The following is a 12,039-nucleotide window of genomic DNA, read 5'->3' as shown; positions in this document are numbered from 1 at the left end:
GGGCTTTTTTGTGTGTTGTCTGAGTTCCTGTCCATCGGGCCGTGTCGGCAAGCTTGCATGCTTACAGGCCCGCTCATGACCGCTCGGTCGGCTCATCCTGCTTCAGCAGCCAGTCACGCATGGCGGGGAACAGCTCGACCAGCACGAACAGCGGGCCGATCAGCAGCTGACGCAGGTCATCGAGGAAGGCCGGTTTGCAGCCCTCGATCCGATGGCCGACGACCTGACCGATCCAGGCGACCACGAAGGCTGCCAGCATCATCGGTGTCACCGGCCAGTTGAGCCCGAGCATCACGAACATCAGCGCCAGGCTTGCCAGGGCCCAGACGGCCATCACGCCAAGTACCCTGAGGGAGAAGCGCGCATAGACGGCCAGGACCGCCAGGGTGACCACGCCACCGGGCAGCATCCACACACCCAGCCCCGGTTCACTCGATAGCCCCTGCCCCCCGAGCAGTCTCCACAGCAGGATCAAGCTGGCAGTGAAGATGACCGGCACGCAGACAAGATGCATGCGGATGTTTTCACGATGCTGATGACTGGCCGCGTAGTGCTCGAGAGCTTCATGCAGGCGCCGGTGAGCGGCTGTCTTGACATGAGGGTGCGATAATATACCCATGAGGCATTCTCCAGACAGACATTGAAAATGCCCGCATGCGCAGGTGCGCAGCGGGATCGATGGCGTGTTATGTCAAGGAGCAATGGCGTGAGCCAGCAGGGTCCGGCAACCCTGCTGGCTCCTGTCAGCGTAGCGTATTGCCGCGCGGACAGCCTATGTCAGCACAGGGCTGACTGACGAACCCGGCACTTTTCAGGCGTGAATCAAGTGGCCCTGGCCCTTCAGAGGTGAAACTGACCGCAGGCTTCCGGCTGATGCAGGATGGCTTCCAGACGGATGACGTCACTCTGGCCATCTTCCCGGGGCAGCGTGATCTGCTCGCCGACCGCCATTCCCAGCAGCGCGATGCCCAGTGGCGACATGATGCACAGCGCCAGTGAGGTCTCTTGCTCTTCGGGTTGCGGCAGGTGGCTGCGCAGCGACATGCACTCACCATCCTCCGGGGTAGGGTAGTGCAGTGTCAGCTCGCTATCGCCGGAGCGCGACCCCTTGAGGAGCAGGCGACTTCGCATGCTGACGCGGTCTTCGGGGAAGTCATCGGGGGGCACGATCTCTGCCTGGATCAGGCGGCTTTCGAGGCGAAGCGACAGCTCATCATCGTGTTGCTGAGCGTCGATCAGGCGCTGGAGGCGGTCAGCGTCCAGGCGGTTGATGATCAGTCGTTGCCGAGTCATCGTGGGGTTCCTTGTTATCGAGTCACTGCGCGATATCATGCGCAGCAAGACGGCGCCAATCCTGGCTTGGTCAATACGGAGAGACGGACAGGGAATCCATCGGCCGTGATTGTCCATGGATTGTCCGCTAATTAATCCTAGCGGCTTTTGACGGGGTGCGGGAGTCGTCTGATGCCGACAACTTTCATGGCGCTGTCACCCAGGGCTGCCAATCTCACGCGAGACTCATCGATGTCGTTTCTCTGGATATATCCGCTGGCGGCGCTCGCCGAGATCGCCGGCTGCTTCAGTTTCTGGGCCTGGTGGAAACTGGAGCGCAGCCCCGGCTGGCTGATTCCCGGCATGCTCAGTCTGGCGCTGTTCGCCTGGCTGCTTTCACTGGTCGACGTCAGTCACGCCGGGCGCGCCTTTGCCGTCTATGGCGGTGTCTATATCGCCGCGTCAGTGGCCTGGCTGTGGCTGGTCGAGCAGCAGTTGCCCAGTCGCTGGGACCTGCTGGGGACACTGGTCTGCCTGGCGGGCAGCGCCATCATCGTGCTGGGCGCCCGTTCGCAATGAGCGCAAATGTCTTGTTTATTAGTATTTTATTAAATATGTCGGGCGTTGAGCATGAGGGCGCTCATTGTTGGGTATACTGCGCCAGGATGAGGCAATGACCCTCGGGATTCGATCTGACGCAATGAGGCACCAGCATGCAGTGGGAATGGTTATGGGGGCTGGGCGGCCTTGGCATCGGCGGTTTCATCGGCTTCTGGCTCGGTCGCTGGCGGCCGCGCAAAGAGGAATGGAATCAGGCCGTGCATCCACTGCTATCGGCATTGGTGGAGGCGGAGCCAGGCGTTGCGCGTGGTGAGCGGCTGGCACTTGATCCCTCGCTGCTCGACGCCTTTCGCCAGGTGGCCTCGCGTCGCGAGTTCTATCGCTTCACCAGCGGAATCGAATACGTGAACCTGCAGCTCGCCGCGGCGCATGCCGCGCATCATGACCGTGAAGAGCGCCAGCTGTTGCTGGATCAGGCGCGTGTCAGCCTGGCCAATCTGCAGGACAGCCTAAGACGACGCTGAGGTTCGTCCAGACGCGCGAATGCCGCACCGCAGATCGACCGGGAGCGCAAAGCAAGGGATCGCAAAGCAGGTTGTTTGCAAAGCAGAGTAACGCAGAGAGCGGGCGTGAAACGGGTATAGCAACCGACGGGTAGGCACTGATAATGATGATGGGTGCAGAAGGCATCAGATGACACGACGCATGCACGACAGACAAAAGCGGGAGGACTTGCTGACTGCGCGAGGCAGCTGAGGAGCATCAGCAAAGGCTTGCTGATGGTGCGGAAGGGGGGACTCGAACCCCCACACCTTGCGGCACCAGAACCTAAATCTGGCGTGTCTACCAATTCCACCACTTCCGCGAGAAGCAGGGCTGCATTTTACCTGTGATGCCTTTCAAGTCAATCGCTTGTGTCGATTATCCCCTGAAATTCCCCGCCTTGCGCTGTGCCTTCAGCGCCTCACTCCTGTACGACATGCACGCTACGTGATTCCAGCCCGCAGGGCAGTTGCAGATAGCTGGCGGCGCGCTCGGCGGCGTGGCGTGTATTGGAGAGATCTTCATCGCACATCCACGGCACGACCCCCAGGCAGGGGGCTCGCAGCGTGCGTGACAAGGTTGCCATGTTGTCTTCGCTCACCTCGATATCCGCTTCCAGATGGTTGATGACGTAGCCGGCGATCTCCAGCCCATCGCGTTCGATGGCCTCAAGCGTCAAGCGCGCATGATTGATGCAGCCCAGGCGCAGCCCGACGACCAGAATCACCGGCAAGCCCAGCTCGATGGCCAGGTCCGAGAAATCCTCATCGTCATTCAGCGGTACCCGCCAGCCGCCAGCGCCTTCCACCAGCAGCAGGTCGCGCGGTGCACTCGTCTGCTGGCCCCGCACATGCGCCGCGATCTTCGCCACCTCGAGACTGACACCCACCTGACGCGCGGCAATGTGCGGCGCGATGGCCGGCGCGAAGCGCCAGGGATTGATGCTTTCATACTCCGCTTCCGGTTCGCACTGCGCCTGCAATGACAGGGCGTCGGCGTTGACCAGACCATCGTGATTCTCGAAGCAGTCAGAGGCCACGGGCTTGAGGCCCAGCGTGGTCAGGCCGCGCAGGCGAGCACGCGCCAGCAGGGCACTGGCGATGAAGGTCTTGCCGATTTCGGTATCGGTACCGGTCACGAAGGCGGCGATGCCATGTTCGGCTCGCGCAGGTGTAGCAGTGTCCCGTGACGAGCTGTCCGCGGTTTTCATATCAGTTTTCATTGTATCCGAGCGAGGCAGGTAATTGCCTTCAAGCAAAGTATCAGTGTTATCCGTACGCAATTCTGAACGGTTTTTCGAGCACAAGTTCAATGACTTGATAGCTTACAGGCAATCCCTTCGCGGTACGCAACGTTTCATGTCGCGCCTTGGCCTGCTGCACCTCGGCACGTGTCAGACGCCGGCCAGTGGCGGTCTGTGCCCCGATGCCCTTGATCGAGGCCATGACCGCGGCGATATCGGGATAGTGAAATATCCGCGGGCGTAACTGCCAGTGGCAGCGCAATCCGGCGGCTTCTGCATGGCGTGCAAGATGGGCGGCGCTGGGGAAGTGACGCACGGAATCATCCGCGCGCTGCCAGGCATGGCGTACTTCCTTGAGGGTGCCGGGCCCCAGGGTGTTGATGTGCGCTCGAGCGCCGGGTTTCAAGGTGCGTGACAGTTCGGCGAGCCATTGCCGAGGGCTAACGCACCATTGCACGGCCAGGCTCGAGAACACCAGGTCCAGACTCGCATCGGCCAGTGGCAGGCGCTCGGCATCGGCGCGCAGCCAGTTCAGGCGCTCAGGGCTGCCACTCGCAAGCTCGCTCGTCTGGCGTGCGGCTTCACGCAGCATCTCAAGTGAGAGATCCAGCCCCATGCAGCAAGCCCCAGAGTAGCGCTGCGCCAGTTCGAGGGTCCAATGTCCGGGCCCACAACCGAGATCGAGCACACGGGCATCGGCCGGCAGCCGCTCAGGGAGCGAGGCGAACAGGGTGGCCGCCATGGCGTGCTGCGCCTGCGCCAGCATGAGGTAGTCGGCAGCGCCGCGATCAAAGGCGCGGGCAACTTGCTGACGGCTCGTGGCAGGCGTGAGCGGGGGTGTTGCAAGCTCTGCAGGCGGCACGCTGACGGCTATCGACATCTCAGGCCTCCTCGCTGATGTGCGTGACGTGGGTGGCGAGGCCCATGCGCGCGAGCAGGGCATCGGCAAGCGCCTCGGTCGCGCTCAATGGCAGGCAGTGGCCACCCTCGAATTCGGCAACCACCTGGCCCTGCGCGCGCAGCGCCGCACTCAGGCCCGGCGCCAGTAGCGGGTCCAGCTTGCCGAGCCAGAACTCGAGCGGTAACTCTGATTGAGGCGCCAGTGACATCTGGCGGCTGGCCAGTTCCGCCAGTCCTGTCGCCAGCACCGCTTCGCGACTGACGGGGTGACGACCGATCAGTTCGCGCAGCTGCCTGAGGCAGTCACGCGCAGAGGCCTCACCGCTGGCCTGCCAGCGCAGAAAGTGTTGCCAGCTGGCGGCAGGGTTGCGCGCGAAGGCTGCGCGGAAGTCCTCCAGCACCTCAGGTGCCAGAGCGGGAATCATCTGCTCAGCTGCGGCCTGGTCGATGAAGCTTGGCCCCATGGCCAGCGAGACAAGGGCGGCCGGCGCCTGCTCCTTCGCCAGCGCCTCGGCCCGCAGGGCACCCAGCGACCAGCCCAGCCACAGGGTATCGGCGCCGCCCAGTGAAGAAGCTTGCGAGACAGTCGGTTCTGAGCCTGTCCGTAAATCGGCTTGCGGGCCTTCTTCTGGCCAGTCAGGTGCGATGATCTCCAGCGGGCGACTCCTTGCCTCGTCAGCTGCCTGCTTATCTGCCTGCTCATCCGTCTCAGTGACGTGAACGAGGCGTGCATGCAGGCTGGTGATCAAGGGCTGCCAGATGCGCGCATCGATACCCCAGCCGCTGAACAGCACCAAACGAGTCAGCGTCATGGCGTGACTCCTTCTGGGCTGATGGTTGGGGAAGCCGAGCGGGGCTGGGCCTTTTCCGCTGCCAGTACCGCTTCGAGAGCGTCGAGCAGTGCCGCGATATCCTCGGCAGTGTGCTCGGCGGAGAAGGTGAAGCGCAGGCGCGAGCTGCCGGCGGGCACAGTGGGCGGGCGGATGGCCGAGACCAGTACGCCACGCTCGCGCAGTGCCGTGCTCCAGGCCAAGGCCCGCGCCTCGTTGCCCAGAATCAGCGGCTGAATCGGGGTCAGCGGGGCGGAGGGTGAAATGTTCGTGTCGGCTGGCGTCAGCCCAAGCGCGAGCCCACTGCCCGCCAGCAGATGCGTACAACCCTCACGGAACTGCTGCACGCGGGCCTGTAACTGCTCACGGCGCTGCGGCTCGCGTGCGACGATTTCCAGCGCTGCCAGGGTAGCGGCGGCGACATGCGGCGGTTGCGCGGTGGTGTAGATGTAGGGGCGCGCCAGCTGGATCAGGCTCTCGATCAGCGCATCGCTGCCGGCGACGAAGGCGCCGCTGCTGCCGAGCGCCTTGCCCAGGGTGCCGACCAATACCGGCACGTCAGCCAGCGGGGTATCGCGCCCGACCAGTCCTTCGCCATGCTCGCCCAGCACGCCCAGTCCGTGGGCATCGTCGATCATCAGCCAGGCGCCGTGCCGGGCGCAGGCCTGGCTCAGGCCCGCGATATCGGCGCAGTCGCCATCCATGCTGAACACGCCATCGCTGATCACCAGCGTGTCGTCGGCCCGGGAGCGCGCCAGCTGGCGCTCGAGGTCTTCAAGATCGCGATGGTGGAAGCGACGCGAGCGTACGGCAGTGGTGCCGGAGGATGCCAGGCGCGCGCCATCGAGGAGGCTGGCGTGATTGAGGCGATCATGGAAGATCTCGAGGCTGCGACCGGCCTCGCGCGAGGCGCTCGCCAGCGCATCGATCACGCCCAGATTGGCCATGAAGCCGGTGGAGAACAGCAACGCGCGTGGCCGCCCGGTCAGCTCGGCCAGGCGAGCCTCCAGCTGGTGGTGAGCGCGCTGGTGGCCATTGACCAGGTGAGCGCTGCCGCTGCCGACACCGAATTCACGCGCCGCGCGACAGCCAGCTTCGACCAGTGCCGGGTGGTTGGCCAGCCCCAGATAGTCGTTGGCGGTGAAGTTGAGCAGCGGGCGCATTCCTGCACCGGCTGCCTGCCCGGCGAGGTTGACGTGGGGGCCCTGTGGCGAATCCAGCGTCAGGCGCCGGCGATAACGGCCGGCCTGCTCACGCTGAGTGAGCAGGTCCTCCAGATGCGTGAAGCTGGCGCTGGACTGAGGGCTGAAGCGCGCGCTGGCGGGCGTGTCGGTGGCCACGAGCGATCACACCACCAGGCCGCAGGGCTTGCGTTCGCGCACCTGACCTTCGCTGCTGGCGGGCGTGGCCTCGCGCGTCGCGTCATAGAACAGGCTGCCCTCGACATTGGCGCGTGCCTGTTCTTCCATGGCGGCCTTCAGGGCGGCTTCGCGCACTTCGTCGCTGGCGACTTCCTGGCGGGTCTCCGGGTGCAGGCCGAGACGCTCGAACAGCTCGCGGTCACGGTTGGCCTGCGGGTTGCCGGTGGTCAGCAGACGCTCGCCATAGAAGATGGAGTTGGCGCCGGCGAGGAAGGCCAGTGCCTGGGTGGAGTCGTCCATCTGCTCGCGGCCGGCGGACAGGCGCACGTGACTCTTTGGCATCATGATGCGCGCCACGGCGATGGCGCGGATGAACTCGATGGGATCGAGGTCATCGACATTCTCCAGCGGCGTGCCCGCCACCTTGACCAGCATGTTGATCGGCACCGATTCCGGCTGCGGCTCCAGATTGGCCAGCTGACGCAGCAGACCGGCACGGTCGGTGGTGGTCTCGCCCATGCCGAGGATGCCGCCGGAGCACACCTTCATGCCGGCTTCGCGCACGCTGGCCAGGGTGTCCAGGCGCTCGCTGTAGCTGCGCGTGGTGATGATCTCGCCGTAGTACTCCGGTGAGGTGTCCAGATTGTGGTTGTAGTAGTCGAGGCCGGCATCCGCGAGCTTCCTGGCCTGGTCGGTATCGACCATGCCCAGCGTCATGCAGGTCTCGAGTCCCAGCGACTTCACCTGACGCACCATCTCGGTGACCACTTCGAGGTCGCGCTCACGCGGGCTCTTCCAGGCCGCGCCCATGCAGAAGCGGCTGGCGCCGGCGTCCTTGGCGGCACGTGCCTGCTCGACCACCTTCTCGATCTCCATCAGCTTTTCCTTGCCAAGGCCGGTGTTGTAGTGGCCGGACTGCGGGCAGTACTTGCAGTCTTCCGGGCAGGCGCCGGTCTTGATTGACAGCAGGGTGGAGACCTGTACCGCATTCGGGTCGAAGTGCTGGCGGTGCACCTGCTGGGCACGGAACAGCAGGTCATTGAAGGGCAGGGCGAACAGCGCCTCGATTTCCGCGACGCTCCAGTCATGGCGTACCACGCAGTCATCGGCAGGCGCAGGGATATTCGTGGCTTGTGTGGTCACGCGGGAGGCTTCTACGGTCATGAGCTTGAGGTCCTTCATCAGGCGGGCAGAGCGAGAGCGCGCTGAGCCGTTCATCCGTGAGTGAGTCCGGGAGTCGGCAGCCGAGCTGGCAAGTGGCCAGTCAACGCATTGAGTAAGGTCAGGTTAACTGAGATGATAGAGTTTCCGCGGGCGCTGTCAACGATGAGAACTCTGCTGGTTGACCACTGGCAGCTGTCGCGACCCTGCGCCTTCTGTCAGCGTCAGCTGACGACAGCCATGCCCGGCGCGACCGAACGGCAGAGCGCTTCAGTTTCACCTCCCCATTCATTTTCCTCTCTAGCGACTCGCTCGCGTCATGAGCGAGAGCTGTCATCGCGCCGCGAGTGGTGCGACGCCTGCGAGGCGAGAATCGCGCGCAATCAGCATGCCTGTCCGCGTTGTGCTGAGCCTGTCGCCTCATTGGCATTGAGTCGGCAGGCCTGTGCGCGGTGCCTGTCGTCACCGCCCGCCTTTGCACGCTGCTTTGCGCCGCTGCGTTATGAAGGGTTGCTGGCGGGGCTGTTCCAGCGCTACAAGGACCAGCATCAGCGCCGCGCCGGGCGACTGTTGCGTCAACTCATGCAGCGGGAGCTGGCGCACTTCTGCCGCGAGTGGCGCCAGGCGCATCCTCACGGCGCAGTATTGCTGGTACCGGCAGATGCCTATCGTCGTCGCCAGCGCGGCCATGATGCGCTGGCGGAACTGTGTCGCGGGCTGAGCCCCGCCATTGCTGGCCATCAGCGGGATATGGCGCGGGTGCGCGGCAGGCGCATGCCGCACGAGGCGTCAGTCGCGGTAGTCAGGGCAGCGCCGGATCAGCGCCTGCGGGATAGGCGCGGGCGTCTGAAGGCCCAGCGTGGGCGTTATGACATTGACGGCCTCTTGCCCGAGCACGTGCTGCTGATCGATGACGTCATGACCAGCGGTGCGACGCTCGACAGTCTTGCTCAGGCCTGCCTGCGAGCCGGTGCCCGTGAGGTCGATGCCTGCGTGCTGGCGCGGACTCCCCTGGCCTTGCGCGGGGCGCTGTGACCCGCAAACGCGACACGAAGTAGAGCTGCCCGACACATGCCGCCGGGGCTGGGCCTCGAAACGGGCGTTGAACTCAGCGGGCAGGCGGGGTCAATCAGGGAGAAGACTGGCGTGCAGAGGGTCTAATCTCATAGCATGCAAGGTCCGGCAGCCGTTTGCTGGTCCATGCCCGAGGAATTGCCATGCCTATTGATCCTGTTTCCCCCGATGACTCGCAATCTTCCGGCACCTCGCGCGAGTTGGATGCGCGCTCCAATGGCAACACCTGGTCGACGACATCCGCGCCAGAGGGCCAGGGAGACACGCGTTTTCATCCCTTCGATGCTCTCGCGCCGGACCGTGTCGTGGCCGCTGTCGAATCGCTGGGCTTCTGGTTGCCCGGCGAGCCGTTCGCGCTGAACAGTTACGAGAATCGTGTCTACCACCTCGCCGATGATGACCGACGCCGCTGGGTGGCCAAGTTCTATCGCCCCGAGCGCTGGAGTCGTGCCCAGATTCTCGAGGAGCACGCCTTCCTGGCCGAGCTGGATGAGGCCGGTGTCCCCGGCGCCCCCGCGTGGGCGAACGAGGCCGGCGAGACGCTGCATCGATTCGAAGGCTTCGACTTCGCTCTCTTCCCGCATGTGGTGGGGCGCGCGCCGGAGCTTGAATCTGCCGAGCACCTCTATCAGCTGGGTGAGCTGATCGGTCGCGTGCACGCGGTGGGGCGCAAGAGCGCGTTTCGCGAGCGGGAGACGCTCTCGCCGCTGCGGATTCTGGAAGAGAGCTGCGCCAGCGTGCTGGCCTCCGACTGGCTGAGTGAGCGCCAGCGCGACAGCTACCAGCGTGTCATTGAGGCGCTGCGCCCGTTGGTCGCGGAGCAGAGCTGGCCGGAAAGCGCCTTGATCCGTACCCACGGCGACTGCCACATCGGCAACATGCTGGGGCGCGATGACAGCTTCGCGCTGGTCGACTTCGATGACTGCCTGAGCGCCCCGGCGGTGCAGGACCTGTGGATGCTGTTGACCGGTCAGAGCGACCCGGAGCTGCACATGCAGCTGTCCGAGGTGCTGGAGGGCTACGAGCAGCATTGTGAGTTCAATCGCAGCGAGCTCAAGTGGATCGAGACCCTGCGCACACTGCGCATGGTGCGCCACAGCGCCTGGGTGGTGCGGCGCTGGTCGGACCCCGCCTTCCCGCAGGCCTTCTCGCACGTGGCGAGCCTGGGCTACTGGGACGACCACATTCGCAGCCTGGAACAGCAGCGCGTCGCGCTGTCTGCGCCGCGTTGGCTGGCCTAGCGATCGCGACATGGCCTGGCAGTCGTGAAATGACCTGAAGGTCGTCGCGAGGCCTGAGCCCCTTTGGCGAAGTGTGTGACATTGCCCCTTCATGCGCCCCCATCGGTTACCGATGGGGGCGCATGTGTTGCATGGATACGACAATCGCGTGAACAGACCTGCGTTGACGGCATGCCTGAGGTAGAATCTGGCCCTGACATTGAACACGAAGTTATACGATTTCTTGCCATCTGATCGCTTGTGTATGACTTTTGTGCTTTACCCCTGCTATGCGTGCGCTAGTGCGCGCCCCTGACCGATACCATAGGCAGACGGATGACCGAAGAGATTGCCAACCACTACCGCCAGATCATCACCGCGTTGGGTGAGGATCCAGAGCGTGAGGGCCTGCTGGATACGCCCAAGCGCGCGGCCAAGGCCATGCAGTACCTGACTCATGGCTATCAACAGTCGTTGGAGGAGATCGTCAACGGCGCTGTCTTCACCTCCGATACGGACGAGATGGTACTGGTCAAGGACATCGAGCTTTACTCGATGTGCGAGCATCACCTGCTGCCGTTCATCGGCAAGTGCCACATCGCCTATCTGCCGTCTGGCAAGGTGCTCGGTCTGTCCAAGTTCGCGCGTATCGTCGACATGTATTCGCGGCGCATGCAGATCCAGGAAAACCTCACCAAGCAGATCGCCGAGGCCGTTCAGCAGGTCACCGGTGCACGTGGTGTGGCCGTCGTGGTCGAAGCGCGTCACATGTGCATGATGATGCGTGGGGTGGAAAAGCAGAATTCCAGCATGAAGACGTCCGTGATGCTGGGCGCCTTCCGCGACAATCAGCCGACCCGTCAGGAATTCCTGACGTTGATCAGCTGACAGCAGAGTGAAGACGCCGCCTTTCGAGGCGGCGTTCTTGTCTGGGAGTCATCTCGCGCGTTTCCCTTGATCAGGAGTCCCTGCCGATGCCGATGCATGCCTTGCACGATGAACATCTCGATCACGATCTCGCCACCATTCGCATCAAGAATCTGCGCCTGAGAACCTATATCGGGATCAATGAAGACGAGATTCAGAACCGCCAGGATGTCGTGATCAACGTGGTGATCCGCTATCGCGCGGCACGCGCCGTGCAGTTCAATCACATCAGTGAAGCGCTCAATTACCGCACCATCACCAAGCAGTTGATCCGTCATGTCGAGGAAGGGCGCTTCGCGCTGCTCGAGCGCATGACCCGTGAGGTGCTGGATATCGTGATGGCGCACGAACAGGTGCTGACGGCGCAGGTCGAGATCGACAAGCCGCATGCCTTGCGCTTCTCGGACTCGGTGTCCATCACCCTGTCGGACAGTCGCGAAGCACATGACTAGTCAGCCGGAGTAGGCGTTGAGAAGCTCAGGTGTCGAGAAGCTAAGATGTCGAGAAGCTCAGATGTGGAGAAGATCAGATATCGAGAAAGTCAGGCACAGAAGTCTGAAGAGTCGGGAGACATGATGTGATCGGGGAAATCATCCATTTCGATGATGCAGAACAGCAAGGCACCATTCGGGACGAGAAGGGCGGTGAGCACGTCTTCGATCTGGTCGGCTGGCGCGGGCGTGGCTTGCCGGGGCCGGGACTGGCGGTGGACTTCGAACTTCGCGACGGGCGTGCAGTGCAGGTCTTCAATGCGCGGATCAAGCAGCAGAAGGCGCGGCGAGTCGTCTCGATGCCGCCCGAGAGCGAGGCCGACGCCGCCAGGCCAGTAACGCGCAAGCGCTGGTGGCTCGCCGGGCTGGCCATCGTGGTACTAGTACTGGCAGGGTTGTGGATCTAGCGCCACGCCCGCATCTAGGCTATATCAGGTTAGTCTTGAGTAGTCTCGG

14 protein-coding genes and 1 tRNA gene are annotated in these 12,039 nt (G+C 63.6%); 7 read left to right on the top strand and 8 right to left on the bottom strand.

The genetic code is table 11. The annotated features are described in order from the left end of the window. Positions 1–73 precede the first annotated feature (73 nt). A complete protein-coding gene (locus MSG32_RS10330; protein ID WP_248379393.1) occupies positions 74–619 on the bottom strand; it encodes an Mpo1-like protein in 546 nt (181 codons plus the stop codon). Positions 620–840: 221 nt separating this feature from the next. Further along, entirely contained in the window at positions 841–1,293 is a 453-nt protein-coding gene (locus MSG32_RS10325; protein ID WP_248379391.1) for a hypothetical protein, read from the bottom strand. 171 nt (positions 1,294–1,464) lie between these two features. Between MSG32_RS10325 and MSG32_RS10320 the strand changes: the two genes are divergently transcribed. Both MSG32_RS10320 and MSG32_RS10315 read left to right on the top strand, forming a co-directional pair. Then, positions 1,465–1,851 (top strand): YnfA family protein, encoded by a 387-nt coding sequence (locus MSG32_RS10320; RefSeq protein WP_248379388.1) that lies wholly within the window; start codon positions 1,465–1,467, stop codon positions 1,849–1,851. Positions 1,852–1,985: 134 nt separating this feature from the next. Beyond that, on the top strand, positions 1,986–2,357 hold the full coding sequence (locus MSG32_RS10315; RefSeq protein ID WP_248379386.1) for a hypothetical protein: 372 nt from the start codon (positions 1,986–1,988) through the stop codon (positions 2,355–2,357). 256 nt (positions 2,358–2,613) lie between these two features. On the opposite strand, the gene MSG32_RS10310 is transcribed toward MSG32_RS10315, so the two are convergent. From MSG32_RS10310 to bioB, 6 genes are all read right to left on the bottom strand, one after another. Then, positions 2,614–2,698 (bottom strand) — tRNA-Leu (locus MSG32_RS10310). A 99-nt stretch (positions 2,699–2,797) separates the two neighbouring features. Further along, positions 2,798–3,586, bottom strand: coding sequence for a dethiobiotin synthase (bioD, locus tag MSG32_RS10305; protein WP_248379378.1), 789 nt, complete (start codon positions 3,584–3,586; stop codon positions 2,798–2,800). A 58-nt stretch (positions 3,587–3,644) separates the two neighbouring features. Further along, entirely contained in the window at positions 3,645–4,481 is an 837-nt protein-coding gene (locus MSG32_RS10300; protein WP_348983979.1) for a methyltransferase domain-containing protein, read from the bottom strand. Positions 4,482–4,500: 19 nt separating this feature from the next. Continuing rightward, positions 4,501–5,331, bottom strand: coding sequence for a hypothetical protein (locus tag MSG32_RS10295; RefSeq protein ID WP_248379374.1), 831 nt, complete (start codon positions 5,329–5,331; stop codon positions 4,501–4,503). After that, a complete protein-coding gene (locus tag MSG32_RS10290; RefSeq protein WP_248379700.1) occupies positions 5,328–6,512 on the bottom strand; it encodes an 8-amino-7-oxononanoate synthase in 1,185 nt (394 codons plus the stop codon). The genes MSG32_RS10295 and MSG32_RS10290 overlap by 4 nt, the downstream gene beginning before the upstream one ends. A gap of 183 nt (positions 6,513–6,695) precedes the next feature. Then, entirely contained in the window at positions 6,696–7,874 is a 1,179-nt protein-coding gene (gene bioB, locus MSG32_RS10285) for a biotin synthase BioB (protein WP_248379372.1), read from the bottom strand. 420 nt (positions 7,875–8,294) lie between these two features. Here bioB and MSG32_RS10280 point away from each other — a divergent pair, with 420 nt between their 5' ends. The 5 genes from MSG32_RS10280 (at position 8,295) to MSG32_RS10260 (ending at position 11,990) form a co-directional block, all read left to right on the top strand. After that, the gene (locus MSG32_RS10280; RefSeq protein WP_248379370.1) at positions 8,295–8,906 is read left to right on the top strand and encodes a ComF family protein; all 612 of its coding nucleotides are present in this window, start codon (positions 8,295–8,297) and stop codon (positions 8,904–8,906) included. A 182-nt stretch (positions 8,907–9,088) separates the two neighbouring features. Next, positions 9,089–10,186: a serine/threonine protein kinase gene (locus tag MSG32_RS10275; protein WP_248379368.1), complete on the top strand. Its 1,098-nt coding sequence runs from the start codon at positions 9,089–9,091 to the stop codon at positions 10,184–10,186. A 315-nt stretch (positions 10,187–10,501) separates the two neighbouring features. Continuing rightward, the gene (gene folE, locus MSG32_RS10270) at positions 10,502–11,053 is read left to right on the top strand and encodes a GTP cyclohydrolase I FolE (RefSeq protein ID WP_043332418.1); all 552 of its coding nucleotides are present in this window, start codon (positions 10,502–10,504) and stop codon (positions 11,051–11,053) included. Between the two features lie 86 nt (positions 11,054–11,139). Further along, a complete protein-coding gene (folX, locus tag MSG32_RS10265) occupies positions 11,140–11,544 on the top strand; it encodes a dihydroneopterin triphosphate 2'-epimerase (RefSeq protein WP_043332416.1) in 405 nt (134 codons plus the stop codon). A 125-nt stretch (positions 11,545–11,669) separates the two neighbouring features. Then, positions 11,670–11,990 carry a hypothetical protein gene (locus MSG32_RS10260; protein WP_248379359.1) on the top strand — a complete coding sequence of 107 codons (321 nt, stop codon included), beginning with the start codon at positions 11,670–11,672 and terminating at the stop codon, positions 11,988–11,990. The last annotated feature ends 49 nt before the right edge of the window (positions 11,991–12,039 follow it).

The organism is Cobetia sp. 1CM21F (assembly GCF_023161745.1).
Lineage (GTDB): Bacteria > Pseudomonadota > Gammaproteobacteria > Pseudomonadales > Halomonadaceae > Cobetia > Cobetia amphilecti.
Note: the sequence above shows the minus strand (reverse complement) of the source record. Positions and strands in the feature narration are given on the sequence as shown.